The organism is Streptosporangium sp. NPDC048047 (genome assembly GCF_040653115.1).
Taxonomy (GTDB): Bacteria; Actinomycetota; Actinomycetes; order Streptosporangiales; family Streptosporangiaceae; genus Streptosporangium.
In genome coordinates, this window is the sequence record NZ_JBEZNH010000021.1 from 1 (window position 1) to 26311 (window position 26311).

Consider the following 26311-nt stretch of genomic DNA (forward strand, 5'->3'; position numbering starts at 1 on the left):
ACATCACGTCCACCCCACCCCCCCGGCCCTGGCTGATCTGGACCCCCCGCGCCCGGGCCCCCGCCGGGCGCTGCTGGGCGGCGGCCGGCGCTTCAGGGGAGGTACGGGGCCGATCAGGGGATGGCGGTCCGGCGGCGGTGCGGGAGAATGGGCGTCCGCCCGCGAAACCGGCGATTCGGTCGATGATGTCCTCATCGGCCGGACGTGGTTTCATGGGCGCACCGGGCCGGTTTCCGACCGGTCCCGTCCGGTCAGCACTGACAAGGGAGGTGACGTCCCATGTTGCAGGACTCGTTCGGCCGGGTGGCGACGGACCTGCGGGTGTCCCTCACGGACCGCTGCAACCTGCGGTGCTCCTACTGCATGCCGCCCGAGGGCCTCGACTGGCTGCCCAAACCCGAGTTGCTGACCGCGGACGAGATCGTCCGCCTGGTGACCATCGGCGTGGAGCGCCTCGGCATCACCGAGGTCCGCTACACCGGCGGTGAGCCGCTGCTCCGCCGCGAGCTCCTCGACATCGTGACCCGGACCGCGGCGCTGGACCCCGCCCCCCAGGTCTCCCTGACCACCAACGGCATCGGGCTGGCCCGGCTGGCCGCGCCGCTCGCCGCGGCGGGCCTGTACCGGGTGAACGTCTCCCTCGACACCCTCGACCGCGAGACCTTCAAACGGCTCGCGCACCGCGACCGGCTCGCCGACGTCCTCGACGGCCTGGCCGCCGCCGACGCCGCCGGGCTGCGCCCGGTCAAGGTCAACGCGGTGCTGATGCGCGGCGTCAACGACCACGAGGCGGTGCCGCTGCTGCGCCACTGCCTGGAGCGGGGATACGAGCTGCGGTTCATCGAGCAGATGCCGCTGGACGCCCAGCACGGCTGGCGCCGGGACGACATGATCACGGCCGACGAGATCCTCGCGCTGCTGAAGGAGTCCTTCGACCTGGCCCCCGACTCCCCGGTGGAGCGCGGCAGCGCCCCGGCGGAGCTGTTCGTCGTCGACGGCGGGCCGGCCAGGGTCGGGGTCATCGGCTCCGTCACCCGGCCGTTCTGCGGCGCCTGTGACCGCGTACGGCTCACCGCCGACGGCCAGATCCGCAACTGCCTGTTCGCCACCGAGGAGTCCGACCTGCGCGCGGCCATGCGCTCCGGCGCCGGTGACGACGAGCTCGCCGAGCGATGGACGGCCGCGGTCCGCGGGAAGAAGGCGGGCCACGGCATCGACGACCCGGCGTTCCTGCAGCCGTCCCGGCCGATGTCGGCCATCGGCGGCTGAGTGTGCGCTACGACGCGTGCGTGCTGGCAGGCGGCCAGGCCAGGAGGCTCGGCGGCCGCGACAAGCCCGGCATGCTCGTCGCGGGCCGCCCACTGATCGAGACGGTCGCCGCGGCCGTCCCCGACGCCGGGCGGCTCGTCGTCGTCGGGCCGCCCCGTCCCGGCCTGCCGCGCGCGGTCTTCCTGCGGGAGGACCCGCCCGGCGGCGGGCCGGTTCCCGCGCTGCGGTCGGGGCTGGCCGAGGTGACCGCGCCGCTGGTCGCGCTGCTCGCCGCCGACCTGCCGTTCCTCACCGCCGGCCACGTCCGGGCGCTGCTGGAGGCGGCCGACCCCGGGGCGGTGCTCGTCGACGACGAGGGCCGGGAGCAGTGGCTCGCGGGTGCCTGGCGCACCGCGGAGCTCACCCGGGCCCTCGCGCGTTACGACGGGCGATCGCTGCGCGGGCTCCTCGCCCCCCTGGCGCCCACCGGGCTCCGTCTCGGAGGCTCGCCGTGGTTCGACTGCGACACGATGGACGATCTGCTGCGCGCCCGGGGTGAGGCCGGGCCGCTTCCGAACGAGGAGTGAACAGGTGAACGTGCTGACGGAGTGGACCGCCCTGGCCTGCCGCGAGCTGGGCATCGACCCTTCGGTGGTCGACCGCGACGAGCTGCTGGACCTGACCAAGGAGGTCGCGCACGGCGTGACCCGCCCGGCCGCGCCGCTGACGGCGTATCTCCTGGGGCTGGCCCAGGGCGCGGGCACGGCGCCGCCGGACGCGGTGGAGCGGCTGACCGGGCTGGCCAGGGACTGGGAACGGCGGGCCGGCGGCGAGACCGCCTAGTCACCGCCTCCGCGCGAGGAGAACCGCCTCCGCGCTGGAGGACCGCCGCGCGGCGGAGAGGGACGGCGAGGCCGACTGTCTCCGCCCGCATGCCGGAGAGCATGCGCGCCGGAGAATCGGGCGGGAGAGGAAAAGAGGGAGAAAAGGCGACGCCGGGTGGTTACGGGGGCAAACCACCCGGCGCCGCTTCATCGGCGTTCCGACGGGGGCCCGGAACGCCGGCACCAGTGCCCCGACGGGGGACCAGGGCACTTGGCTAAAGCGTACACCTACTACCCCCAAGGTGCGTCAAGACTTAGTCACGACCCGATCTCGCGTCGGTGGCGAGGTATTTCACTCTGTCCTGTTTCGTGCATGTCAGGGTCAAGCGGGGTGCTCTTCTGCGGGGCGTTGGCCCCGATCACGGCAACGTACGGCAAAAAAATCGCCCCCGCGAAGAGCAGGAGCCGTACGGGCAGCGGGGCGGGCACGGTGAAGGCGAGGATCAGGCAGGCCAGCCGGATCCCCATCTTGATCAGATAGCTTTTCTCGCGTTTGCCGATGTCCTCGGTCAGGGACGGGCGGGCATCGGTGACCTGGTGGACCGTCTGGCGCCTGTGCCATACCTTCACGTATCCAACCTAGACCCCGGCCGGGGCGGGTCCAACCCGGGCCTCGTGGACGGCCGTGCGATCATGGCCATGGAGGAGGACGGTATGACGGATCGAACGTACCGGGTGACCGAGATCGTCGGCACCTCGGAGGAGAGCATCGAGGCGGCCGTCCGCAACGGCGTCCGGCGCGCCTCGCAGACCCTGCGTCACCTCGACTGGTTCGAGGTGACCGAGGTCAGGGGACACATCGTCGACGGCGAGGTCGGGCACTTCCAGGTCGGGATGAAGATCGGCTTCCGCCTGGAGGACACCTGACCGTACGGCGGGGCCCCGGGGCCGGGGTCCCGCCGTACGGCGGAGGCGGTCAGCTGGCCTGGCTGACCGTGGACATGTTGAAGTCCGGCACCCGGACCGGCGGCATGACGGCGCGGGTGAAGTAGTCGTTCCACTCCCGGGGCAGGGTCTGCTCGGAGGCGCCGACCTCGGTGAGGCGGCCGAGGAGGCCGACCGGGCTCTCGTTGAAGCGGAAGTTGTTCACCTCGCCCACGACCTCGCCGTTCTCCACCAGGTAGACGCCGTCCCGGGTCAGTCCGGTCAGCAGCAGGCTCTGCGGGTCGACCTCGCGGATGTACCACAGGCAGGTGAGCAGCAGGCCGCGCTCGGTGGAGGCGATCATCTCCTCCAGCGACCGCCCGCCCCCGGGCCCCTCCATGAGGAGGTTGTCGACGGCCGGCGTCACCGGCAGGCCGGTCAGCCCGGCCGAGTGCCGGGTCTGGATCAGGCCGGACAGCGCGCCGCCGGAGATCCAGTCGGTGGGCGCCAGCGGCAGGCCGTTGTCGAACACAGAGCTCTGCCGACCGGAGGAGTGCGCCACCACGAACGGCGCGCACTCGACGCCCGCCGCGGCCGGGTCGCTGTACAGGCGGACCGGCAGCCGGGCCAGCGACTCCCCGACGCGGGTGCCGCCGCCGGGCTTGGAGAAGACCGTGCGGCCCTCCAGGGCGTCCCGGGCGCCGGCCGTCCAGTACATGTAGATCATGAGGTCGGCGACGGCCGACGGCGGGATCAGCGTCTCGTACCGGCCCGCGGGCAGGTCGATCCGCCGCTCGGACCACTTCAGCCGCCGGGCCAGCGAGGCGTCCAGCGCCGCCACGTCGACGTCGGCGAAGTCGCGGGTGGCCACGCCCGTCCAGGCCGAGCGCCTCATGTCGGCCGACTTGGCGTTGAGCTCCAGCCGGCCGGTGGGCTGGGTGTGCCGCAGCCGGGTCCCGGCCGAGGTGCCGACGTAGGTCGTGGTCACGATGTGCTCGGCGAAGCCGTACAGCCTGCGCCCGCCCGCCTCGGCGGCGGCGAACGCCTCGCCCAGCGCGGGGGCGAAGTCGCCGAACACCCCGATGGAGGTGGGTTCGGCGGGGTCGTCCCAGCCGGCCGAGAGGGACCCCTCGACCAGGGGGCGGGCGTCCTCGGACGGGGCGGCGTCCTCGGCGGCGTGGTCGGCCTCGGCGACGATGTCGGCGAGCTGCTCGGGGCGGACCGCCGACCGCGACACCACGCCCACGCCCCGCCCGGCCACCGAGATCACGGTGAGCCGCGTCGAGCGGGTCACGCCGTTGGTGGTCAGCGTGTTGCCCGCGAAACGCAGGTTGGCGCTGGAGCTCTCGTCCGCGATCACCACGACGTCGTCGGCCGTGGAGAGGTCGAGAGCCTTCTCGATCATCTCCTGGGGGCTCACTTGCCACTCTCCTTGAGGGTGTTGAGGATGCGCACGCCGCGGAAGAGCGCCGACGGGCAGCCGTGGCTGACCGCGGCGACCTGGCCGGGCTGCCCCTTGCCGCAGTTGAACGCGCCGCCCAGGACGTAGGTCCGCGGCCCGCCCACGGCCTCCATCGACCCCCAGAAGTCGGTGGTCGTGGCCTGGTAGGCGACGTCGCGGAGCTGCCCGGCGAGCCGGCCGTCCTCGATCCGGTAGAACCGCTGGCCGGTGAACTGGAAGTTGTACCTCTGCATGTCGATGGACCAGCTCTTGTCGCCCACGACGTAGACGCCGCGTTCCACGCCGGAGATCAGCTCCTCGGTGGAGGGGCCGCCGTCGGCGGGCCGCAGTGAGACGTTGGCCATGCGCTGCATCGGCATGTGCCCGGGGGAGTCGGCGAAGGCGCAGCCGTTCGAGGCGCCCAGCCCCTTGAGCAGCGCCATCCGCCGGTCGAGCTGGTAGCCGGTCAGGATCCCGCCGGAGACGATGTCGAACTCCCGGGTCGCCACGCCCTCGTCGTCGTAGCCGACGGTCGCCAGGCCGTGCTCGACGGTGCGGTCGCCCGTCACGTTCATCGCCGGCGAGCCGTACACCAGCGACCCGAGCCGGTCGAAGGTGGCGAAGCTGGTGCCGGCGTAGGCGGCCTCGTAACCCAGGGCGCGGTCCAGCTCGGTGGCGTGCCCGATGGACTCGTGGATCGTCAGCCACAGGTTCGACGGGTCGACGACCAGGTCGTAGACGCCGGCCTCGACGGAGGGGGCCTTGAGCTTCTCGGCGAGGTGCTCGGGGAGGACGGCCAGTTCGGCGGGGAAGTCCCAGCCGGTGCCGGTGAGGTACTCGTAGCCCCGGCCGACCGGCGGGGCGAGGGTGCGCATCGAGTCGAAGCGGTCGGCCTCGACCTTCGTCGCCTCCAGATACGGGTGCAGGCGCACCCGCTGCTGGGTGGTCACCGTGCCCGCGGTGTCGGCGTAGAACTTCTGCTCCTTGACCTGGTTGAGGTAGGCCCGGACGTGGTCCACGCGCGGGTCGCGCAGCAGGCCGTCCGACCACTCGGCGAGGAGCGCCGCCTTGTCGCGCGCCGGCACCTCGAACGGGTCGATCTCGTAGGAGGAGACCCAGGTGACGTCGGAGTGGACCGGCTCGGGGGCCAGCTCGACCGGCTCGCGGTTGACCGCCGCGGAGACGGCCGCCACCTCCACCGCCTGCTCGGCGACCCGCGCCGCCGCCTCGGGGGTGAGGTCGATGCCCGCGGCGAAGCCCCAGGTGCCGTCCTTGACGACCCGTACGGCGTAGCCGAGGTCGTCGGCGTCCATGGAACCTTCCAAGGAGGCGTCCGACAGCCGCAGCACCTCCGAGCGGATGCGCTCCAGCCGGAAGTCGGCGTGCTCGGCGCCGAGGTCGCGGGCGCGCTGCAGGGCCGCGTCGGCCAGCCGTCTCAGGGGAAGGGCGAGGAAATCGGAGTCGATCTGGCGCATGTCGACGATCCTAGCCCTGTGATCTTGTCCCTGGCGGACAAGTGGTTTACCCCCCGGTAGGCGATAGCGTCGCTCACATGGCTCGATCTGTTCTCGTAACCGGCGGCAATCGCGGCATCGGCCTCGCGATCGCCCGCGAACTCGCCAAGGCCGGTGACTCGGTCGCCGTGACGTACCGTTCCGGGGAGCCCCCGGAGGGCTTCCTCGCCGTGCGGTGCGACGTGACCAGCGCGGCCGACGTCGACGAGGCGTTCGGGAAGGTCGAGGCCGAGCAGGGCCCGGTCGAGGTGCTGGTCGCCAACGCGGGCATCACCCGCGACACCCTGCTTCCGCTGATGAAGGAGGAGACCTTCACCGACGTCATCGACGCCAACCTGACCGGCGCGTACCGGGTGGCCAAGCGGGCCACCCGCGGCATGCTGCGCCTCAAGCGAGGCAGGATGGTGCTGATCTCCTCGGTGGTGGCCATGCTGGGCTCCGCCGGCCAGACCAACTACGCCGCCTCCAAGGCCGGCATGATCGGCTTCGCCCGCTCCGCGGCGCGTGAGCTCGGCTCGCGCGGCATCACCGTCAACGTCGTCGCCCCGGGTTTCGTGGAGACCGACATGACGGCGGAGCTGGAGGAGGCGCATCAGGAGATGATCCGCAAGAGCATCCCGCTGGGCCGCTACGCGAGCGCCGACGAGGTCGCCCGCGTGGTCAGGTTCCTGGCGAGCGAAGACGCCGCCTACATCACCGGGGCGGTCATCCCCGTCGACGGCGGCCTGGGAATGGGGCACTGAGCATGGGAATCCTCGAAGGCAAGCGCATCCTGGTCACCGGCGTCCTGACCGACGCCTCGATCGCCTTCTCCGTGGCCAAGCTGGCCCAGGAGGAGGGGGCGCAGGTCGTGCTGACCGGCTTCGGCCGGCTCAGCCTGGTCGAGCGGATCGCCAAGCGGCTCCCCGAGCCGCCGCCGGTGATCGAGCTGGACGTGCAGAACACCGAGCACCTCGACTCGCTGGCCGACCGGGTCGGCGAGCACGTCGGGGGACTCGACGGCGTGGTCCACTCCATCGGCTTCGCCCCGCAGAGCTGCCTGGGCGGCAACTTCCTCAACACGCCGTGGGAGGACGTCTCCACCGCCCTGCACGTCTCCACCTTCTCGTTCAAGGCGCTCGCCCAGGCATGCCTGCCGCTGATGAAGGAGGGCGGCTCGATCGTCGGCCTCGACTTCGACGCCAGCAAGGCCTGGCCCGTCTACGACTGGATGGGCGTGGCCAAGGCCGGCCTGGAGTCCTGTTCCCGGTATCTCGCCCGCGACCTCGGCGGGCACGGCATCCGGGTCAACCTCGTGGCGGCCGGGCCGCTGCGGACCATGGCGGCCAAGAGCATCCCGGGCTTCGCCGAGTTCGAGGACAGCTGGCCCGGCAAGGCGCCGCTCGGCTGGGATCTGGGCGACACCGTGCCCGCGGCCAAGGCGTGCCTGGCGCTGCTGTCCGACTGGTTCCCCGCCACGACCGGCGAGATCGTGCACGTCGACGGGGGCGTGCACGCGATCGGCGGCTGACGGGCCGTACGACGTGCCGAAGCGGGGGGCCGGCGCCCATGGCGCCGGCCCCCCGTGCTTTCCGGCGTCTCGCGGACCCACGTCTCCGGGGCTCTCCGGGGTCGGGAGCCGGTGAACCGCCCGGATCCGGCGGGATCCCTGCGGAGCCCTGGGCCGCTCAGAGCCGGGAGGCCGGCGCCGTCCGGTGCCGGCCAAGTCTCAGCGGCTCGAAGGGCATCGACTCCCTGCCGCCCCGCCGGACGTACAGCAGGCGGACCGCGAGGATCGCCACGACGAGCAGCACGGTGGTGAGCGCCGTGCCGGCCGGGTCGGACGACCGGGTGGGCCTGACGGGCCGGTCCGTGGGCATCCGGTCGCGCAACTCGTGCATCCCGGCGCCCGGCCACAGCAGCTCCACCCGCGGAGCCTCGGGATCGGCCACCGGGGGGGACGGTTCGGCGGTCACCGGCCCCGCGTCCGTGTCGCGGACAGGCGGGGCCGGCTCCGGGCGGGGCGGGCCGTACGACGTGTCCCGCCGTACGGTCTGCTCGGGCTCGTCGCTCCGCGAGGGGCGGGGGAGCGGCCTCGCGGTCGGCGGGATCCTGCTGGGGGGAGGCTTCCGGCCGGAGGGCTCGGCCTCCACGCACGGGGAGGAGGCCGCTGGGGCGCAGGGGCCGGCGGAGGCCCGCGGCGCGGCGGTGGCGGGCCCGGCAGCGCCGTCTCCCGGTGGAGAGGAGTCGTCGCCCGGTCCGGCGGACCGGGGAGCGGTGTCGGAGATCTTCGTCCCGGTGCCGGTGTCCGGGCCGGTGGTACGGGTGCCGGTGGTGACGCCGACCTCGACGCCGAGACCGGCGTCGCCGGTGCCGGTGCCGGTGGTGGTCTCGGCGGTGACGCCGAACCGTCCGGTGTCCACCGTCTCGGCTGGGCGGTCCACGGCGCCGCCCACCGTCTCGCCCACGCTGTCCACCGCCTTGCCGACGCCGTCCACCGCCCTGCCGACGGTGTCGCCGACGGTGCCGAGGGTCTCGCACAGCCCGCCGGTCACGCCGCCCAGCGGCCCCCGGTGCTCGCAGCCCGGCTGCGCCGGCCACACGGCGGCTCCCGCGGGCGCCGCGGCGGCCAGGGGGACGGCCCCGATCAGTGCGAGCGCGAGCGCACCGGCCGAGATCGCAGTTCGCAACGGTCCCCCTCGCTCGACGACGCCTCGCTGGCCACCGGGCTCCCCTCCCGATGCGCTAATCGACAGTTTTGCGGGAAGGGCCGGTCTCGCCAGATGAAGGGACGATTCGGTATTGACGCGTGATAAACGAGATCGATTCTTGTTCTACTCGTCGGCGTCCGTTCCGCGCGGGCCGTCACCACCGATCCCCGGCCCGGGGAGGCGTCGCACGCGGTGCCCGGCCGGTGCCCGCTCCGGCGGGCCTCAGTCGGCCGAGACGTCGTCCAGCGCCTCCCTGATCTCCAGCGGCAGCGTCAGCTCCTCGGATTGGAGCGCTCCGGCGAGCTGGGCGGAGGTCCGGGCGCCGACGATGGCCGCGACGACCCCCGGCTGGTCGCGCACCCAGGACAGCGCGACCGAGAGCGGCGATACGCCCAGGCCCTCGGCCGCGGTCGCCACCGACTCCACGACCCGGCGCGACCGCTCGTCGAGGTACGGCTTGACGAAGTCGGCGAAGTGCGGGGTCGCCGCCCGGGAGTCGGCGGGGACGCCCGTGCGGTACTTGCCGGTCAGGACGCCCCTGCCGAGCGGGGACCAGGCCAGCACGCCGGCTCCCGAGTGCTCGGCCGCCGGGATCAGCTCCCGCTCGGCGTCCCTGGCCAGCAGGGAGTACTCGACCTGCGCCGCGACGATCGGCGCCCGGCCGTGGACCGCCCGCTGCCCGGCCGCGGCCGCCGCCAGCTGCCAGCTCGTGTAGTCGCACACCCCCGCGTACGCCGCCCGCCCGGACGCCACGATGGTGTCCACCGCGGCCAGGGTCTCCTCCAGCGGCACCTCCGGGTCGAAGGCGTGCAGCTGCCACAGGTCCACCTCGTCCACGCCGAGACGGGCCAGCGAGGCGTCGGCGGCGGCGATCAGGTGCCGCCTGGAGGCGTCCCGGGGCCGGTGGCCGGCCGGGGTGAGCACCGCCTTGGTGGACAGCACCAGCCGCGACCGCGGCACCGTGTCGCGGAGCAGCCGCCCCAGCAGCTTCTCGGCCTCGCCGCCGGTGTAGACGTCCGCGGTGTCGATGAGCGTGCCCCCGGCCTCGGCGAAGGCGCGGAGCTGGGCCGCGGCCTCCTCGGCGGCGGTGTCGCTCCCCCACGTCATCGTCCCCAGTCCGAGGCGGGAGACCGACAGCCCGCTCCGGCCCACATAGCGCTGCTCCATGATCCGGCCAGATTACCGTCCGGCCAGTTAAAAGTAGTGGAGCACCGCCTGCAAGACTTGGCCGCGTGACGACCCTGCTGCTGGCCAGACACGGCCTCACCCACCTCACCGGCCCGGTGCTGGCCGGATGGACCCCCGGAGTCCACCTCAGCGACAGGGGGCGAGAACAGGCCGGGGCGCTGGCCTCCCGGCTCTCGGCCCTGGAGCTCGACGCGATCGTCTCGAGTCCCCTGGAACGCTGCCAGGAGACGGCCCTGGCGGTCGCCGCCGGCCGGGAGACGCCGGTGCGGACCGACGAGCGGTTCGGCGAGTGCCGCTACGGCGACTGGACCGGACGCCCGCTCGGCGAGCTCGCCAAGGACCCGCTCTGGCCGGTCGTGCAGAACCACCCCAGCGCCGTCACCTTCCCCGGCGGTGAGTCCCTCGCGGCGGTCCAGCACCGCGCGGTGAGCGCCGTCAGGGAGTGGAACGAGCGGCTGGGCCCGAAGGCCGTCTACCTCGTCTGCAGCCACGGGGACGTCATCAAGGCGATCGTGGCCGACGCCATGGGGCTCCACCTGGACCAGTTCCAGCGGATATCCGCCGACCCGGCGTCGCTCACCGCGATCCGCTACACCCCCGTGCGTCCCTTCGTGCTCAGGCTCAACGACATCGGGGGAGACGTGGCCGGCCTGCGGCCCCCGGAGGGCGCGGACGACGCCGGCGGAGGAGAAAACCCGTCCGGAAGCGACGCCGCCGTCGGCGGCGGAGCCGGAACGACGTAAGGTCAGGACTATGCCGGTCTTCGACTACGACCCGCCCGACAGATTCGTGGCCGGTGCCGTTGGGCAGCCGGGGTCACGCGCCTTCTTCCTCCAGGCCAGGGCACAGGGCAGACTGACCACCGTCTCCCTGGAGAAATTCCAGGTCACGGCCCTGGCCGATCGTCTGGACGAGCTTCTCGACGAGGTGCTGCGGCGCAGCGGGGGCACCGCGGAGGTGCCCGCCGCCGCGCCGCTCGCGCTCACCGACAACGACCCGCTCGACATGCCCATCAGCGAGGACTTCCGGGTCGGCACGATGGCGCTCGCCTGGGACGCCGACGCCTCCATGGTGGTCATCGAGGCCCAGGAGGTCACCGCCGAGGGCGCCGAGGGCGAGGCGTTCGAGGAGGAACTCGCCGAGCCGGCCCTGCTGAGGGTGCACATCACCCCCGGTGCGGCCCGCGCGTTCAGCAAGCGCGCCCTGGCCCTCGTCGCGGCCGGGCGGCCGCCGTGCCCGCTGTGCGGCCAGCCTCTCGACGCCGAGGGGCATATCTGCGTGCGTCTCAACGGTTATCGGGGTAGGAGCGTTTCACCGGGCGAGGGAGGCGAATGAGTGCCGAGAGCGAGCCTGCGCTGAGCGCGGCGTCCACGGCGGGAATGGACGACGAGACCGCGCTGCGTCTGCTCCGCGAGGGGCATATGGAGATCGCCGGGCGGCTGGTCGAGGCGACCAACATGACGCTCTACTGTTCGATCCGGCACGGCGGGCTGACCGCCGCCTGCGTCTACAAGCCCGTGCGGGGGGAGCGTCCCCTGTGGGACTTCCCCGACGGCACCCTGGCGGCCCGCGAGGTGGCCGCCTTCGAGGTGTCGGCGGCGACCGGCTGGCGGATCGTGCCGCCGACCGTCTACCGCGAGGGCCCCTTCGGCCCCGGCATGTGCCAGCTGTGGGTCGACGCCGACCCCGAGGCCGACCTGATGGCGCTGATCCGCGGACGCCAGCCGGCCCTGCGCCGGATGGCCGTCTTCGACGCCGTCATCAACAACGCCGACCGCAAGGGCGGGCACCTGCTCCCGCTGCCCGACGGGCACGTCTACGGCGTCGACCACGGCGTCTGCTTCTCCACCGACGACAAGCTGCGCACCGTGCTGTGGCAGTGGCGCGGCAAGCCCCTGTCGCGCGAGGCCATGAACGTCCTGGCCCGCCTGGAGCGCGACCTGGAGCAGGGCCGCCTCGGCCGCCGGCTGCGTGAGCTGCTCACCCTCGCCGAGGTCGAGGCCACCTGGGTCAGGGTCCGCAGGCTCCTCGACACCGGCCTGCACCCGCTGCCCTCCCAGGACTGGCCCGCCATCCCCTGGCCCCCCATCTGACGCCGCCCGGTGCCGCCCCGGCCGGAATGAGCCGGTGCGTCACCGCGGTTGACATCATTGCCCTTTGTGTGTCCACCGCCCCGAGGCGATCGGGGCGGTCTGTCTGCTGGATAGGTTCGTCATATGAAATCGTGGTCTGCGCCGAAGGTCCCTCCGCTCCCCGGTGCCGGTGTCCCGTTGCGGCTGTTCGACACCGCCGCGGGAGAGGTCGTCCCCACCCGGCCGGGCCCCACGGCGCGGATGTACGTCTGCGGCATCACGCCCTACGACGCGACCCACCTCGGCCACGCCAACACCTATCTCGCCTTCGACATGGTCAACCGCGTCTGGCGGGACGGCGGGCACGAGGTGCACTTCACCCAGAACACCACCGACGTGGACGACCCGCTGCTGGAGCGCGCCGAGAAGACCGGCGTCGACTGGCGTGACCTGGCCGAGCGGGAGATCCGGCTGTTCCGCACCGACATGGAGGCGCTGCGGATCATCCCGCCGCGCGAGTACGTCGCCGTGACCGAGGTGATCGGCCAGGTCGTCGAGCTCATCGAGACCCTGCGCGACAAGGGCGCCGCCTACGACCTCGACGGCGACGTCTACTTCGACGTCGCCGCCGCCCCCAAGTTCGGCGCCGTCTCCGGGTACTCCGAGGAGACGATGCTGGCCCTGTCCGCCGAGCGGGGCGGCGATCCCGGCCGGGCGGGCAAGAAGCACCCCCTCGACTGGCTGCTCTGGCGCGCCGAGCGTCCCGGTGAGCCCTCGTGGCCCTCGCCGTTCGGGCCGGGCCGGCCGGGCTGGCACATCGAGTGCACCGCGATTGCGCTGGACAACCTCGGCAGCGGTTTCGACGTCGCGGGCGGCGGCTCCGACCTGATCTTCCCGCACCACGAGTGCGGCGCCCACGAGGGGCACGTCGCCTGCGGCGAGTGGCCCTTCGCCAGGGCGTACGTCCACGCGGGGATGGTCGCCCTCGACGGCGAGAAGATGTCCAAGTCCAAGGGCAACCTCGTGTTCGTCTCGCGGCTGCGCGAGGAGACCGACCCGATGGCCATCCGGCTGGCCCTGCTGGCCCGCCACTACCGCGCCGACTGGGAGTGGACCGCCGGCCAGCTCGCCGGCGCCGAGGCCCGGCTGGCCCGCTGGCGCTCGGCCGCGGCGCTGCCCGCCGGTCCGGACGCCCTGGCCCTGCTCGGCGAGGTTCGCGCCCGCCTGGCCGACGACCTCGACACCCCCGGGGCGCTCGCCGCGGTCGACGCCTGGGTGGAGGAGGCCCTGGCGGGCGGCGGGGCCGAGCCGCAGGCGCCCGCCCTGGTCCGCGACCTCGCCGACGCCCTGCTGGGCGTCGCCCTCTGAAGTCGCCTCGCCGGTCGGCCGGGCTGACACCGGCCTCGCCGGTCCCGCGCGGACGCCGCGCGGGACCGGGGCGGTCAGAATCGGTAGCGGAGAATGCGGGCCCCTTGCCGCGACAAGGCCGTACTGCGGGCGGTGAGACGGGTGAGCGCGCGTAGGGGTTGCGGGAACCGGGCCACTTCCGGTGCGCGGGTGAGGATCCGCTCCTCGATCAGTTCGAGGCCGGCGTCCCAGTGCTCCGGTTCGTGCGGGTCGTCGAAGCCCTGGGCGGCTTTGATGCCGAGCGCCTTGATGGTCGGGTGGTACTTCATGGCCCAGGCGGCGAAGCGGGTGTAGCCGTCGAGCTTCTTGGCGCGCAGTGCCGTGGTGAGGACGAGGCTGGGCTTGACCCGCAGCCTGCCGAAGTCGTAATCGATCTTGCCGGCCAGGTCGGCGGAGAACGTGTCGCCGAGGATCGGGCTGGGCCGCCCGGCGTCCAGGGCTCTGGCGTGGAGGGTGAGCAGCAGCGTTTCCTGGATCAGCCCGAGCTCGGGTCGCCAGCGGTGCATGGGGATTCCTTAACGGCGTAGCGGATGACGGGCCGCGAGGTTCTGCAGCCACGTCAGGGAGTCGTGGGCGGCCTTGATGCGCTCGGTGCGGTATCCCTCGCCGCCCGCGATGCCGAACCCTTCTTCGGCGATCTCGCCGAACGCGCTCAGGCTTTCGAGCTTGCGCTGGATGACCTTCTGCCAGGCGTCGTCTTCGATGCGGTAGTAGGAGACGCGATCGCCGGGTCTTCTCACCTTCTTGACCAGGCCGATGGCCGTGAGAAACCGCATGTTCGAGGTGAGCGAGGCCCGGCTGGCCTGGATGACCTCCGAGATCTGCCCGGCGGACTGCTCGGCCGGATCGCAGATCATGAGCCAGCCGAGGATGCGTCCGGTGATGGGCGGCAGCCCCCACTCCTCGACGCAGAAGGCGGCCACCCGCTCCACCCAGCGGAGCAGCCGGTCCTGCTGTTCCTCAGTGCTCATCGTCGCGTCCTCCGTTGTCGATCGCGTGCGGGTTCACTGTGTCATGGCGGCCACCGACTCGTAGGTGGGTGCCGGGGTGATGTCCGCGAGCCGGATCCTCACCAGCCCGGGGGCCGGGCCGCTCGCCTCGGGCAGGTACGGATCGCCCGCGCAGCGGGTGCCGAGGCTGTTGAAGGTCACGTGTTCCATGGCCTGCTCCGTGCTTGTTGGCTAGTTATTTCAAACATGACTGAAATAACTAGCAATGTCAATCCGGAAGGCTGCGTCCACGGAAGAGGGCTGCGCGCCGCTGGTCACCTCGGCGCATCGGCGGTGTCCACGAGTGGCAGGGAATGAGCCTTCCCTGTCACATATCCGGCTCTCGCGCCGGCCGGGCCCAGCTCGGCGCCTTGTCCACGTTGTCCAGGAAGAACGGCTTTCCCGGCTCCGCGCGTCCCGGCAAAGCGCCCGTACCGGGCGGCCTTGCCATCGCTCGGGAAGTCCACCGGCATGAACGTAAAGTGGGGTCATGCCCTACAGATCGTGACCGGAGCGAGCGGACCGATACCACTTGGCCGCCAACGGGGCCTCAGATGCCGCCGGCCCCGGCGGGGTGACCGGCCCGGAACGCGTCGCCGGTTCGGAAGGTGTCGCGGTAGGTCTGCGGCGCGACGCCGACCAGGCGGCGGAAATGGGGGCGCAGTGCGACGCCGTTCGCGAAGCCCACCCGGCGGGCGACCTCGTCCACGCTCAGCCCGGTGCCCTCCAGCAGCCGTTGCGCCTGCATGACACGCTGCGCCAGCAGCCACTGCAACGGCGAGCTGCCGGTCAGCGCCCGGAAGCGCCGGTCGAAACTGCGCCGGCTCATGAACGCCCGGCCCGCCAGGGCGTCCACGTCGAGGCCGGGGTCGTCGAGATGCCGGATGGCGTGGGCGAGCACCTCGCCCAGCGGGTCACCGGTCTCCGGTTCGGGCAGAGGTCGTTCGATGTACTGCGCCTGCCCGCCGCTGCGCTGCGGCGGGACGACCATGCGGCGGGCGATCGCCCCGGCCGCCCGGGCCCCGAACCGGCGCCGCACCAGGTGCAGACAGGCGTCGATGCCGGCGGCCGTGCCCGCGGAGGTGAGGATGTCGCCGTCGTCGACGAACAGGACCGACGCGTCCACCCGCACCTCCGGGTGGAGGGCCGCGAGGGCGGGCGCGAACATCCAGTGGGTGGCGGCCCGCCTGCCGTCGAGGAGTCCCGCCGCCGCCAGCACGAACGCCCCCAGGCACAGCCCCACGACCACGGCGCCGCCGGCGTGCGCGGAACGCAGCGCGCCGAGCACCGCCTCCGGCGGCCGCTCGTCGGCGATCCGCCAGCTCGGCACGACGACCGTGGAGGCCGTCTCCAGAGCCTCCAGCCCGTGCGGGGCGCGGAACGTGACGCCGGCGCTGGTGCGCAGGGGCCCCGGGTCGCAGGCGACCGCGCGCACGTCGAACCGGGGGGCGCCGGTGTCGCCGCGGCCGCCGCCGCCGAAAACGCTGATCGGCACGCTGGTCTCGAACAGCGGCGCGTGGTCGAACATCAGCACCGCGACGGCCAGCGGGTCACGCGCGCTCATCGAGCCCCCACATCGCCTCAGCGCGGTCCCCGTACGGCTCTCGCATGGCGTGAACCTATCGCCTGATGGCTTTCAGGCCACTCCCGGGGCACCGCGGTCGAACGGGACGATCGTCGGCATGAACCACCGCACCTCGCCATCCGCCCTTTCCCCGACGTCCGTTCCGGCCGCCGGCTCGGGCCGGGGACTCGGCGTCCACCTGCTCGGCGGGCCCACCGCCGTACTGGAGATCGGCGGGCTCCGCCTGCTCACCGACCCGGCCTTCGACGAGCCGGGGGAGTACCCGGTCGGCCAGGGGCGGGTCCTTGTCAAGACGACCCCGCCCGCCCTGCGGCCCCCGGGACTCGGGCCGATCGACGCCGTGCTGCTCTCGCACGACCAGCACCCCGACAACCTCGACGTCTCCGGCCGCGCCTACCTCGCCGAGGCGCCGCTCGTGCTGACCACCGCGGGCGCCGCCGTACGGCTGGCCGGAACCGCCCGCGCGCTCGCCCCCTGGGAGCACGCCGACCTGCCGCGCCCCGGCGGGGGCACGCTGCGCGTGACCCGGGTGCCGGCCCTGCACGGGCCCGAGGGCAGCGAGCACCTGGTCGGCGAGGTCGCCGGGTTCGTGCTGTCGGGGGAGGACCTGCCGACCGTCTACGTCAGCGGGGACAACGCCTCTCTCCGGATCGTGCGCGAGATAGCCGCGCGGACCGGCCCGATCGACGTGGCGGTCCTCTTCGCGGGCGCGGCACGGACCGCGCTGATCGACGGACACCTCACGCTCACCGGCGCCCAGGCCGCCGAGGCGGCGGCCCTCCTCGGCGCCCGGCACGTGGTTCCGCTGCACTTCGAGGGCTGGAGCCACTTCACCGAGGGCGGCGACGAGCTGCGCGAGGCGTTCAGCCAGGCCGGACTCGCCGACCGGCTCACCCTGCTGAGCCCCGGCCGGAGCGCCGTCGTCGCCCTCTGACGCCGTAGAACGAGTCCGGGCCCGCACCGCCGAAGCGGTGCGGGCCCGGATGGAAGCCCATGGCCCCCTCAGGTCCTGTTCTCGTGGATCCTCACCGTGGTGAGGATCCACAGAAGCAGGGCCCAGACCGGTCGAGCGCGGTCAGCCCTGATTAGAGGGGCTGGACCTGCTCGGCCTGCGGGCCCTTCTGGCCCTGAGTGGTGACGAAGCTGACACGCTGGTTCTCCTCCAGGCTGCGGTAGCCGCTGGAGGCGATGGCCGAGTAGTGCACGAAGACGTCAGCGCTGCCGTCATCCGGCGCGATGAATCCGAAGCCCTTTTCGGCGTTGAACCACTTGACGGTGCCCTCAGACAAAACTTTTTCTCCTGATCTAGTCTCACCGATCCGTCAGGTGACGGCTCGGGGCTGCGCGGACCACCTCGTATCCGCCAGAATCACCGGAGAAAATGGGGCGCCCGTTGTCGGCGGCTTCCCGGAACACCTGAGCTGACAAACGTCGTCAAGCGTCATCAAGAACTGCGACTGCAACACCACAACTCTACATGCTCCCGGCGGTGAACGGTACCGACACTCAGGAGGAGATCTCCTGCAGGAATCGTTCGCGCTCGTCATCGGGCAGGCGGTCGACGAACAGGACGCCGTCGAGATGGTCGGCCTCGTGCTGCAGGACCCGCGCGAGCGTGCCCAGACCGCGGAGGGTGACGGGCTTGCCGTACATGTCGCGCCCGCGGGCGGTGACCATGTAGGAACGCTCCAGCGGCCACCAGACGCCGGGCGCCGACAGGCACGCCTCGTCGGCCAGCACCGTTCGCTCGGACGCCTCGACGCGCGGGTTGACCAGGTGGCCGGACCGGCCGTCCACGTCGTAGACGAAGACCCGCAGCGGGACACCGATCTGCGGGGCGGCCAGGCCCGCCCGGCCGGCGCCTGCGCGCAGCGTGGCCTGGAGCGACTTGACCAGCTCCCGCAGGGACCGGTCGAAGGCGGTCACCGGCTCGGCGGCGGTGCGCAGGACGGGATCGGCGAACAGTCGGATCGGCTGGACGGCCACGCGCACTCCCCGGGGCGGCGAAACGACAGGCGGAAGGTCAGGCGGAAGGTCAGGCGGACGATTCCCGCTCCGGCGTCGTCTCAACCGCGGATCACCGGGTCCTCCCTGCGGTCCGCCGGACACCCCTGCCGGTCGTCCTCTCCGCGCCCGCCCGGCATCCGGCTCCGGCCCGGTAGGGCCGGCCGGGTGGCGGGCCCTACCGCCGCCGGGTTTCCGGGATGTTTCATCCGTGCGGCTCGTGCGTTGCGCATTTCCACGGTTAGCCGTATTTAACCGGCTCACTATCCCGAGTCACGAAAGTGAGTAACCAACCCTCCTAGGATGCTGGCTGATCTTGCCGGACGAACCGCGTCCGGCGGTCCGACAGGACAGAAGCGAGCAGGAGGAACGATGGCGAACCGCTGGATCGCTGAGTGGCGGCCCGACGACCCCGGATTCTGGGCCGATAGGGGGCGGAGGATCGCGCGGCGCAACCTCGTCTTCTCGATCTTCGCCGAGCACCTCGGCTTCACACTCTGGACGGTGTGGAGCATCGTCGCCGTGCAGCTCGGCTCCTACCGGTTCTCCACCGACCAGCTCTTCTGGATCGTCTCCCTGCCCAACCTGGTGGGCTCGGCGCTGCGCCTTCCCTACACCTTCGGCCCGGCGAGGTTCGGCGGCCGGAACTTCACCGTGGTCAGCGTGCTGCTCCTGCTCGTCCCCGCCGTGCTGCTGGCCGTCGCGGTGAGCGACCCGGCCACGCCGTACTGGATGTTCCTGGTGATCGCGGCCACCGCGGGCCTGGGCGGCGGCAACTTCGCCTCCAGCATGGCCAACATCACCCACTTCTACCCCCAGGAACGGCAGGGCGCGGCGCTCGGCCTCAACGCGGCCGGCGGCAACATCGGCGTCAGCTCCGTCCAGCTCCTCATGCCCCTGGTGATCGGCGCCTTCGGGCTGGCCGCCGCCGGGCTGTTCTGGATCCCCTTCATCGCCGCCGCCGCGCTCGGCGCGTTCTTCTTCATGGACAACCTGTCGGCCGCCCGGGCCCCGGCGCACGAGCAGCTGAGGATCGCCGGACGGGCCCAGACCTGGATCATGTCCCTCCTCTACATCGGCACCTTCGGCTCCTTCATCGGCTACTCCACCGCGTTGCCGCTCCTCATCAAGAGCCAGTTCCCGGAGCGGGCCTCCCTGGTCTGGCTGGCCTTCCTCGGCCCGCTCCTCGGCTCGCTGGTCCGCCCGGCCGGCGGCTGGCTGTCGGACCGGCTCGGCGGGGCGCGGGTGACGCTCGTGAACTTCGCCGCCATGGCGGCGGCGGCCGCGCTGGTGTGGCAGGGCCTGGCCCGTCACGACTTCCTCCTGTTCTTCGGCGCCTACCTGCTCCTGGTCGCCGCCACCGGGGTCGGCAACGGCTCCACCTACCGGATGATCCCGGCGATCTTCCGGGCCAAGGCCACGGCGGGGCTCGCACCCGGGACCCCCGCCCACGAGGCCGCCCTGACCGCCGGCAGGCGTGACGCCTCGGCCGCGGTCGGGATCATCTCCGCGATCGGCGCGTTCGGCGGCTTCTTCATCAACCGCGGGTTCGGCAGCTCGATCGCCGGGACCGGCGGCGCGGGCGCCGCGCTGGCCGCCTTCGCCGGCTTCTACGCGGTGTGCGCGCTGCTGACGTGGGCCTGCTACCTGCGGTCGGCCGGGCCGGTGACGGGCCTGGCCACCGCCCGGGTGTGAACCGCCCGAGGCGCGGTTCACACCCACCGATCGCCGATGTGAACCGTGTTGGCGGCTTGTAGCACACCAGTAACAGAGGGGACCCAGTGGTGAAACCGCCTGAAAGCACCATCGGACACATGACGATCTCACCCGCCGCTCCCGCGCCTGTGAGGGTGGGTACCTCGACGCACTGTCCGTACTGCGCGCTGCAGTGCGGCATGAACGTCACCGCCGGAGTCAGGGAAGCGGCGGGGGAGACCGCGGGGCCGGTCGTGACGATCACCCCGAGGCATGACATCCCGGCGAACGCCGGCGGGCTGTGCCAGAAGGGCTGGACCGCCGGGGAGCTGCTGGGCCGCGACCGCCGTCTCACCACCCCGCTCGTGGACGGCCGGCCCGCGACCTGGGAGGAGGCGCTCGACACCGTCGCGGCGCGGATCCGCGCGGTGCAGGCGGAACACGGCCCCGACGGCGTGGCCGTGTTCGGCGGCGGGGGGCTCACCAACGAGAAGGCCTACCAGCTCGGCAAGTTCGCCCGGATGGTGCTGCGCACCAGCCAGATCGACTACAACGGCCGGTTCTGCATGTCCTCGGCCGCCGCGGCCTCCAACCGGGCCTTCGGCATGGACCGCGGCCTGCCGTTCCCGATCACCGACCTGGCCGAGGCCGACGCGATCCTCGTCGCCGGCGGCAACATGGCCGAGACCATGCCGCCGTTCATGCGGCACCTGACCGCGATGCGGGAGCGGGGCGGCCGGCTCATCGTCATCGATCCCCGGGCCACCGCCACCGCCCGGCGGGCCGACCTGCACCTGCAGCCGGTCCCCGGCACCGACCTGGCGCTGGCCATGGGCCTGCTGCACCTCGTGATCACCGAGGGGCACGTGGACGAGGCGTACGTCGCCGCCCGCACCACCGGGTTCGAGCGGGTGAGCGCCTCGGCCGCCGCCTGGTGGCCCGAGCGGGTGGAGCGGATCACCGGCGTGCCCGTCGCCCGCATGCGCCAGGCCGCGGCGATCCTCGGCGACGCCCGCCGGGCGATGGTCCTCACCGGCCGCGGCGCCGAGCAGCACGCCAAGGGCACCGACACCGTCAGCGCGTTCATCAACCTCGCCCTCGCCCTCGGACTGCCCGGCCGCGAGGGATCCGGCTACGGCTGCGTCACCGGCCAGGGCAACGGCCAGGGCGGCCGCGAGCACGGCCAGAAGGCCGACCAGCTCCCGGGCTACCGCAGGATCGACGACCCCGCCGCCCGCGCCCACGTGGCCGCGGTGTGGGGGATCGACCCCGCCGAGCTGCCCGGTCCCGGCCGGTCCGCCTACGAGCTGCTGGACGCCCTCGGCACCGCCGCGGGCCCCCGGGCGCTGCTGCTGTTCGGCTCCAACCCGGTGATCTCGGCGCCCGACGCCGGGCGCGTCACCGAGCGGCTCGCCTCACTGGACCTGCTCGTCGTCTCCGACTTCGTCCTGTCCGAGACGGCGGCGATGGCCGACGTCGTGCTGCCGAGCACCCAATGGGCCGAGGAGGACGGCACGATGACCAACCTGGAGGGCCGGGTGCTGCTGCGCCGCAGGGCCGTCGCTCCGCCGTCCGGGGTCCGCGGCGACCTGGAGATCCTCGGGGGCCTGGCGGCCCGGCTGCGCGGCCCGGAGGGCTTCCCCGCCGAGCCGCGCGAGGTCTTCGACGAGCTGCGGAGGGCCTCCGCCGGGGGGATCGCCGACTACTCCGGCATCACCTACGAGCGGATCGCCGCGGAGACGGGCGTGTTCTGGCCCTGCCCGGACACCGCCCACCCGGGCACGCCCCGGCCGTTCCTGGACCGTTTCGCCACCCCCGACGGCCGCGCCAGGTTCACGCCGGTCGAGCACCGCCCGCCCGAGGAGGACGTCGACGACGACCACCCGCTGTACCTGACGACCGGCCGGGTGCTGGCGCACTACCAGAGCGGCGCCCAGACCAGGCGGATCGCCGCGCTGAACGAGGCGGCCCCGGAGGTCTTCGTGGAGCTGCACCCCGACCTCGCCGAGCGGCTGGAGGTGGAATCCGGAGACCGGGTGCGGGTGGTCGGCCGCCGGGGGACGGCCGAGGCGGTGGCCAGGGTCAGCCAGGCGATCCGCCCGGACACGGTGTTCATGCCGTTCCACTGGGCGGGGGCGAACCTCCTCACCAACCCGGCGCTGGACCCGGTGTCGCGGATGCCGGAGTTCAAGGTCTGCGCGGTCCGCCTGGAGCGTGCCGCGTGACCCGGCTGGTGGTGGTGGGCAACGGGATGGCCGGCGCGCGCCTGGTGAGCGAGGTCCGCGCCCGCGACCCGCACATCCGGATCACCGTGTTCGGCGCCGAGACCGGGCGGCCCTACAACCGGGCGCTGCTGTCGAACGTGCTGGCCGGGACGATGACGCCCGGCCAGGTGCGGCTGCTGGACGCGGAGTGGTACGCCGACCACGAGGTGACGGCCCTGCCCGGCGTCGAGGTCACCGGGATCGACCGGGAGACCCAGGAGGTGCGGACCGCCTGCGGCCGCCGTGAGCCGTACGACGTGCTCGTGCTGGCCACCGGCAGCGAGGCCGTGGTGCCGCCGCTGCCCGGCGCGGAACGGGCCGTGGCGTTCCGGACGCTGGGTGACTGCGAGGCGATCCTCGACGCGGCCGGTACGGCGCGGCGCGCGGTGGTCGTCGGCGGCGGCCTGCTCGGCGTGGAGGCCGCCCGCGGCCTGGCCGGGCGCGGGCTGCCGGTGACGCTGCTGCACCTGGCCGGTCACCTGATGGAACGCCAGCTCGACGCCGAGGCCGGGCTGGTGCTGGGCGAGAGCCTCGCCGGACTGGGCGTGGAGATCCGTACCGGCGTGACCGTCCGGGAGATCCTCGACGGCGGCGTACGGCTCACCGCCGGTCCGGGGGCGCCCGGAGCCGGGACGTCCGGGCGCGGGGAGCCCGCGGAGCTCGCGGAGCTCGCGGAGCTCGGGGAGGAGGTCGTCGAGGCCGACCTGGTGGTCCTCGCCTGCGGCGTGCGGCCGGTGACCCGGCTGGCCCGGGACGCCGGGCTCGCGGTGGCCCGCGGCGTCGTCGTGGACGACGAGATGCGCACCGGCGACCCGTCGGTCTTCGCGATCGGCGAGTGCGCCGAGCACGACGGCACGGTCTACGGCCTGGTCGCGCCCGCCTGGGAGCAGGCGGCCGTGGTCGCCGACCTGGTGACCGCCGCGGACAAGACCGCCCGCTACCGCGGCTCGCGGCTGGTGACGCGGCTCAAGGCGCGCGGCGTGGAACTGGCGGCGATGGGCGAGACCCACCTGACCGAGGACGAGGCCGAGATCGTGCGGTTCAGCCACCGGGCCCGGGGCGCCTACCGCAAGCTCGTCATCCGCGACGGCCGCCTGGTCGGCGCGATCCTCCTCGGCGAGACGCCTGCGGTGGGCACCGTCACCCGGATGTTCGACCACGGAGGCCCGCTGCCCGCGAACCGGGCCGGGCTGCTGTTCCCGGGCCTCGACGGCGGCACCGAGGCCGACAGCCCGGTCCGGATGCCGGACGCCGCGCGCGTCTGCCAGTGCAACAACGTCACCAAGGGACAGATCCGGAGCTGCTGGGAGTCGGGCGCGAGGGACGTAGCGGCGGTCGTCGCCGCGACCCGCGCCACGACCGGCTGCGGAAGCTGCCGCGACGCCGTGGAGGGCATCGTCGGCTGGCTGTGCGAGCAGGAGGGCATACCCGCATGAGATCTTCCGACCATCTCCCCGCCGGAGCCGGGACCAGGCTCGTCGTGGTGGGACACGGCCCGGCCGCCGCGCGTCTGACCGAGGCGCTGGCCGCCGGCGGCTTCGCCGGGCGCGTCACGGTGCTGGGCGAGGAGCCGAGAGCCGCCTACGACCGGGTGGCGCTGACCTCCTACCTGTCCGGCCGCAGCGCCGAGGACCTCACCTACCCGGTGCCCGAGGGCGTCGAGCTGCGGCTCGGCCACCCGGTCACCGGGATCGACCGGGACGCCCGCACGGTGACCACCGCCGACGGCCGCGCCGAGCCGTACGACACGCTGGTGCTGGCCACCGGCTCCAGCCCCTTCGTCCCGCCGGTCGCCGGCCGCGACCTGCCCGGCTGCTTCACCTACCGGACGATCGACGACCTGGACGCGATCAGGGCCGCCTGCGCCGGCGCCCGCGCCGGGGTGGTCGTCGGCGGCGGTCTGCTGGGGCTGGAGGCCGCCGACGCGCTGCGCGGCCTCGGCCTGACCACCCACGTCGTGGAGATGGCCGGCCGGCTCATGCCCCGGCAGGTCGACGAGGGCGGCGGCGCCGTGCTGCGCCGCCACATCGAGGCGCTGGGCCTGGCCGTTCACACCGGGACCGGCGTCCAGGAGGTCGTCGCCGGGCCGGACGGACGGGTCGCCGGTCTCGTCACCTCCGGCGGCGAGACGATCGAGGCCCAGGTGGTGGTCTTCTCGGCGGGCGTCCGGCCGCGTGACGAGCTGGCCCGGCAGGCCGGCCTGGCGGTCGGCGAGCGCGGCGGCGTCGTCGTCGACGACGGCATGCGCACCTCCGACCCCGCGATCTACGCCGTCGGCGAGTGCGCCCTGCACGACGGCGTCGTCTACGGCCTGGCCGGGCCGTGCTTCACGATGGCCGAGGTGGCCGCCGACCGCGTCCTCGGCGGCGAGGCGGCCTTCGCCAGGGCTGACACCTCCACCAGGCTCAAACTGCTCGGCGTGGAGGTCGCCCAGTTCGGCGCCGCCGAGGGCGCGCTGGACGTCACCTTCATGGACCCCGTCGGCGGCGTCTACCAGAAGCTCCTGGTCAGCGACGACGCCCGCACCCTCCTCGGCGGCGTCTGCGTCGGCGACGCCGCGCCGTACGACACGCTGCGGCCCTTCGTCGGCCGCGACCTGCCGGCCGCGCCGGGCGAGCTGCTGTTCACCGGCGGCCCGGCCGACATCGACGTCCCCGACGACGCGCAGGTCTGCTCCTGCAACAACGTCACCGCCGGGCGGGTCCGCGCCGCCATCGCCGAGGAGGGGCTCACCGACGTCGCGGGCGTCAAGTCCTGCACCCGCGCCGGGACGACCTGCGGCAGCTGCGTCCCGGCGCTGCGGAAGATCCTGGCCGGGGCGGGCGTCGAGATCTCCACCGCCCTGTGCGAGCACTTCACGCACAGCCGGGCCGAGCTGTTCGACATCGTGAGGGTGCGCGGCATCACCACCTTCTCCCGGCTCATCGCCGAGCACGGCACCGGCCGCGGCTGCGACGTCTGCAAGCCCGCCGTCGCCTCGATCCTCGCCTCGCTCGGCGGCGGCCACATCCTCGACGGCGAGCAGGCCGCCCTGCAGGACACCAACGACCACTTCCTGGCCAACATCCAGCGCAACGGCACCTACTCGGTGGTGCCCCGCGTCCCCGGCGGGGAGATCACCCCCGAGAAACTGATCGTGATCGGCGAGGTGGCCCGCGACTTCGGCCTCTACACCAAGATCACCGGCGGGCAGCGGATCGACCTGCTGGGCGCCCGGGTCGAGCAGCTCCCGCTCATCTGGCGGCGCCTGGTCGACGCCGGCTTCGAGTCCGGCCACGCGTACGGCAAGGCGCTGCGCACGGTGAAGTCGTGCGTCGGCTCCACCTGGTGCCGCTACGGCGTGCAGGACTCGGCGGCCCTGGCCATCGCCCTGGAGCTGCGCTACCGGGGCCTGCGCTCACCGCACAAGATCAAGTCGGCCGTCTCCGGCTGCGCCCGCGAGTGCGCCGAGGCCCGGAGCAAGGACTTCGGGATCATCGCCACCGAGAAGGGCTGGAACCTCTACGTCGGCGGCAACGGCGGGTTCTCCCCCCGCCACGCCGACCTGTTCGCCGCCGACCTGGACACCGAGGAGCTCGTCCGCGTCGTCGACCGGTTCCTGATGTTCTACGTCCGCACCGCCGACCGGCTCCAGCGCACCTCGGCGTGGCTGGAGCAGCAGGGCCTCGACCACGTCAGGCGGGTCGTCCTGGAGGACTCCCTCGGCATCTGCGCCGACCTCGACGCCCAGATGGAGCGTCACGTCGCCACCTACGCCGACGAGTGGCGCGCCGTCCTCGACGACCCGGACAAGCTGCGGCGCTTCGTCTCCTTCGTCAACGCCCCGCAGACCCCCGACCCGTCGATCGCCTTCGAGCCCGAACGCGACCAGATCAAGCCCGTCCTCATCCCGCTGGAGGCGGTCCGCTCCTGACATCGCGCCCGACGTCGCGCCCGACATCGCGCCCGACATCGCGCCTGATACCGCGCCGCCCCGCCTCCGGCGCCGGGCCGCCGTCCCGGAAGATCCGTCCGAACCGAAGGAGAGGTCAGCCGATGACCGTTCTGCACGAGACGCCGTCCGCCGTTCCATCCGTCGTTCCGCCCGCCGCCCCGTCCGGGACCCCGCCCGCGGCCCCGTCGGGGGAGGACGCGGCGCCCCGCTGGACGCCGGTGTGCGCCTACACCGACCTGCTGCCCGAACGCGGGGTGTGCGCGCTCGTCGGCCGCCACCAGATCGCGCTGTTCCGGACCTTCGACGGCGAGCTGTTCGCGATCGGCAACCACGACCCGTTCAGCGGCGCCCAGGTCCTCTCCCGCGGGATCGTCGGCACCCGCGGAGGCTCGCCCGTCGTGATCTCGCCCATGCACCGGCAGGCGTTCTCCCTGGTCACCGGGGTCTGCCTCGACGACCCGGCGGTGACCGTGCCGACCTATCCGGTACGGCTCGCGGACGGCGCGGTGGAGGTGAGCGCTCCGTGACTGGG

Annotated in this window: 27 protein-coding genes; 16 read left to right on the forward strand and 11 right to left on the reverse strand. The window is 73.1% G+C overall.

Annotated elements, in window-relative coordinates:
- The first annotated feature begins 279 nt into the window (after window positions 1-279).
- From moaA to AB0D67_RS19570, 3 genes are read left to right on the forward strand one after another with little or no spacing between them, the layout of a single operon-like run.
- A complete protein-coding gene (gene moaA / locus AB0D67_RS19560) occupies window positions 280-1269 on the forward strand; it encodes a GTP 3',8-cyclase MoaA (RefSeq protein WP_362937128.1) in 990 nt (329 codons plus the stop codon).
- Window positions 1266-1835, forward strand: coding sequence for a molybdenum cofactor guanylyltransferase (locus tag AB0D67_RS19565; RefSeq protein WP_362937428.1), 570 nt, complete (start codon window positions 1266-1268; stop codon window positions 1833-1835). Before moaA ends, AB0D67_RS19565 begins: the two co-directional genes overlap by 4 nt.
- A gap of 4 nt (window positions 1836-1839) precedes the next feature.
- Complete coding sequence (locus AB0D67_RS19570) at window positions 1840-2091, forward strand: DUF6457 domain-containing protein (RefSeq protein ID WP_362937131.1); 252 nt, start codon at window positions 1840-1842, stop codon at window positions 2089-2091.
- A 299-nt stretch (window positions 2092-2390) separates the two neighbouring features.
- On the opposite strand, the gene AB0D67_RS19575 is transcribed toward AB0D67_RS19570, so the two are convergent.
- Entirely contained in the window at window positions 2391-2702 is a 312-nt protein-coding gene (locus tag AB0D67_RS19575) for a DUF3099 domain-containing protein (protein ID WP_362937134.1), read from the reverse strand.
- A gap of 84 nt (window positions 2703-2786) precedes the next feature.
- On the opposite strand from AB0D67_RS19575, the gene AB0D67_RS19580 reads away from it, so the two are divergent.
- Window positions 2787-2999: a dodecin gene (locus AB0D67_RS19580; protein WP_362937137.1), complete on the forward strand. Its 213-nt coding sequence runs from the start codon at window positions 2787-2789 to the stop codon at window positions 2997-2999.
- Between the two features lie 49 nt (window positions 3000-3048).
- Here AB0D67_RS19580 and AB0D67_RS19585 read toward each other — a convergent pair whose 3' ends face one another.
- Both AB0D67_RS19585 and AB0D67_RS19590 read right to left on the reverse strand, forming a co-directional pair.
- On the reverse strand, window positions 3049-4416 hold the full coding sequence (locus AB0D67_RS19585; protein WP_362937140.1) for a metallopeptidase TldD-related protein: 1368 nt from the start codon (window positions 4414-4416) through the stop codon (window positions 3049-3051).
- Window positions 4413-5912: a TldD/PmbA family protein gene (locus tag AB0D67_RS19590; RefSeq protein WP_362937143.1), complete on the reverse strand. Its 1500-nt coding sequence runs from the start codon at window positions 5910-5912 to the stop codon at window positions 4413-4415. Before AB0D67_RS19590 ends, AB0D67_RS19585 begins: the two co-directional genes overlap by 4 nt.
- 77 nt (window positions 5913-5989) lie before the next feature.
- On the opposite strand from AB0D67_RS19590, the gene AB0D67_RS19595 reads away from it, so the two are divergent.
- Window positions 5990-6694 carry a beta-ketoacyl-ACP reductase gene (locus AB0D67_RS19595; protein ID WP_362937146.1) on the forward strand — a complete coding sequence of 235 codons (705 nt, stop codon included), beginning with the start codon at window positions 5990-5992 and terminating at the stop codon, window positions 6692-6694.
- 2 nt (window positions 6695-6696) lie between these two features.
- Window positions 6697-7461 carry an enoyl-ACP reductase FabI gene (gene fabI, locus AB0D67_RS19600; protein ID WP_362937149.1) on the forward strand — a complete coding sequence of 255 codons (765 nt, stop codon included), beginning with the start codon at window positions 6697-6699 and terminating at the stop codon, window positions 7459-7461.
- 157 nt (window positions 7462-7618) lie between these two features.
- Here the strand turns inward: fabI and AB0D67_RS19605 are convergent, their stop codons facing one another.
- Together AB0D67_RS19605 and AB0D67_RS19610 are read right to left on the reverse strand one after the other, a co-directional pair.
- Window positions 7619-8620, reverse strand: coding sequence for a hypothetical protein (locus tag AB0D67_RS19605; RefSeq protein ID WP_362937152.1), 1002 nt, complete (start codon window positions 8618-8620; stop codon window positions 7619-7621).
- Between the two features lie 243 nt (window positions 8621-8863).
- Entirely contained in the window at window positions 8864-9808 is a 945-nt protein-coding gene (locus tag AB0D67_RS19610) for an aldo/keto reductase (RefSeq protein ID WP_362937155.1), read from the reverse strand.
- A 65-nt stretch (window positions 9809-9873) separates the two neighbouring features.
- On the opposite strand from AB0D67_RS19610, the gene AB0D67_RS19615 reads away from it, so the two are divergent.
- The 4 genes from AB0D67_RS19615 to mshC all read left to right on the forward strand — a co-directional run bounded on the left by AB0D67_RS19615 (window position 9874) and on the right by mshC (window position 13269).
- A complete protein-coding gene (locus AB0D67_RS19615) occupies window positions 9874-10572 on the forward strand; it encodes a histidine phosphatase family protein (protein ID WP_362937158.1) in 699 nt (232 codons plus the stop codon).
- 10 nt (window positions 10573-10582) lie between these two features.
- A complete protein-coding gene (locus AB0D67_RS19620) occupies window positions 10583-11164 on the forward strand; it encodes a DUF3090 domain-containing protein (protein ID WP_362937161.1) in 582 nt (193 codons plus the stop codon).
- The gene (locus tag AB0D67_RS19625) at window positions 11161-11922 is read left to right on the forward strand and encodes an SCO1664 family protein (RefSeq protein ID WP_362937164.1); all 762 of its coding nucleotides are present in this window, start codon (window positions 11161-11163) and stop codon (window positions 11920-11922) included. Before AB0D67_RS19620 ends, AB0D67_RS19625 begins: the two co-directional genes overlap by 4 nt.
- Window positions 11923-12045: 123 nt before the next feature.
- Window positions 12046-13269, forward strand: coding sequence for a cysteine--1-D-myo-inosityl 2-amino-2-deoxy-alpha-D-glucopyranoside ligase (mshC, locus tag AB0D67_RS19630; protein WP_362937167.1), 1224 nt, complete (start codon window positions 12046-12048; stop codon window positions 13267-13269).
- Between the two features lie 74 nt (window positions 13270-13343).
- Here mshC and AB0D67_RS19635 read toward each other — a convergent pair whose 3' ends face one another.
- The 4 genes from AB0D67_RS19635 to AB0D67_RS19650 form a co-directional block, all read right to left on the reverse strand.
- The gene (locus tag AB0D67_RS19635; protein ID WP_362937170.1) at window positions 13344-13814 is read right to left on the reverse strand and encodes a hypothetical protein; all 471 of its coding nucleotides are present in this window, start codon (window positions 13812-13814) and stop codon (window positions 13344-13346) included.
- Window positions 13815-13823: 9 nt separating this feature from the next.
- Window positions 13824-14279 carry a transcriptional regulator gene (locus AB0D67_RS19640; protein ID WP_362937173.1) on the reverse strand — a complete coding sequence of 152 codons (456 nt, stop codon included), beginning with the start codon at window positions 14277-14279 and terminating at the stop codon, window positions 13824-13826.
- Window positions 14280-14312: 33 nt separating this feature from the next.
- Complete coding sequence (locus AB0D67_RS19645; RefSeq protein WP_362937175.1) at window positions 14313-14468, reverse strand: hypothetical protein; 156 nt, start codon at window positions 14466-14468, stop codon at window positions 14313-14315.
- A gap of 379 nt (window positions 14469-14847) precedes the next feature.
- On the reverse strand, window positions 14848-15861 hold the full coding sequence (locus AB0D67_RS19650; RefSeq protein ID WP_362937177.1) for a helix-turn-helix domain-containing protein: 1014 nt from the start codon (window positions 15859-15861) through the stop codon (window positions 14848-14850).
- Window positions 15862-15979: 118 nt separating this feature from the next.
- Here AB0D67_RS19650 and AB0D67_RS19655 point away from each other — a divergent pair, with 118 nt between their 5' ends.
- Window positions 15980-16816, forward strand: coding sequence for an MBL fold metallo-hydrolase (locus tag AB0D67_RS19655; protein WP_362937180.1), 837 nt, complete (start codon window positions 15980-15982; stop codon window positions 16814-16816).
- Window positions 16817-16967: 151 nt separating this feature from the next.
- Here AB0D67_RS19655 and AB0D67_RS19660 read toward each other — a convergent pair whose 3' ends face one another.
- Both AB0D67_RS19660 and def read right to left on the reverse strand, forming a co-directional pair.
- On the reverse strand, window positions 16968-17171 hold the full coding sequence (locus tag AB0D67_RS19660) for a cold-shock protein (protein ID WP_179828083.1): 204 nt from the start codon (window positions 17169-17171) through the stop codon (window positions 16968-16970).
- Between the two features lie 217 nt (window positions 17172-17388).
- Window positions 17389-17868, reverse strand: coding sequence for a peptide deformylase (gene def, locus AB0D67_RS19665; RefSeq protein ID WP_362937184.1), 480 nt, complete (start codon window positions 17866-17868; stop codon window positions 17389-17391).
- Between the two features lie 390 nt (window positions 17869-18258).
- On the opposite strand from def, the gene AB0D67_RS19670 reads away from it, so the two are divergent.
- From AB0D67_RS19670 to nirD, 5 genes are all read left to right on the forward strand, one after another.
- A complete protein-coding gene (locus AB0D67_RS19670; RefSeq protein ID WP_362937187.1) occupies window positions 18259-19581 on the forward strand; it encodes an MFS transporter in 1323 nt (440 codons plus the stop codon).
- Window positions 19582-19700: 119 nt separating this feature from the next.
- Window positions 19701-21806, forward strand: a complete 2106-nt coding sequence (locus AB0D67_RS19675) for a molybdopterin oxidoreductase family protein (protein ID WP_362937190.1) — start codon at window positions 19701-19703, stop codon at window positions 21804-21806.
- Window positions 21803-23281 carry an FAD-dependent oxidoreductase gene (locus AB0D67_RS19680; protein WP_362937193.1) on the forward strand — a complete coding sequence of 493 codons (1479 nt, stop codon included), beginning with the start codon at window positions 21803-21805 and terminating at the stop codon, window positions 23279-23281. Before AB0D67_RS19675 ends, AB0D67_RS19680 begins: the two co-directional genes overlap by 4 nt.
- Entirely contained in the window at window positions 23278-25758 is a 2481-nt protein-coding gene (gene nirB / locus AB0D67_RS19685; protein WP_362937196.1) for a nitrite reductase large subunit NirB, read from the forward strand. The genes AB0D67_RS19680 and nirB overlap by 4 nt, the downstream gene beginning before the upstream one ends.
- 122 nt (window positions 25759-25880) lie before the next feature.
- Complete coding sequence (gene nirD / locus AB0D67_RS19690; protein WP_362937199.1) at window positions 25881-26306, forward strand: nitrite reductase small subunit NirD; 426 nt, start codon at window positions 25881-25883, stop codon at window positions 26304-26306.
- Window positions 26307-26311: the final 5 nt, after the last annotated feature.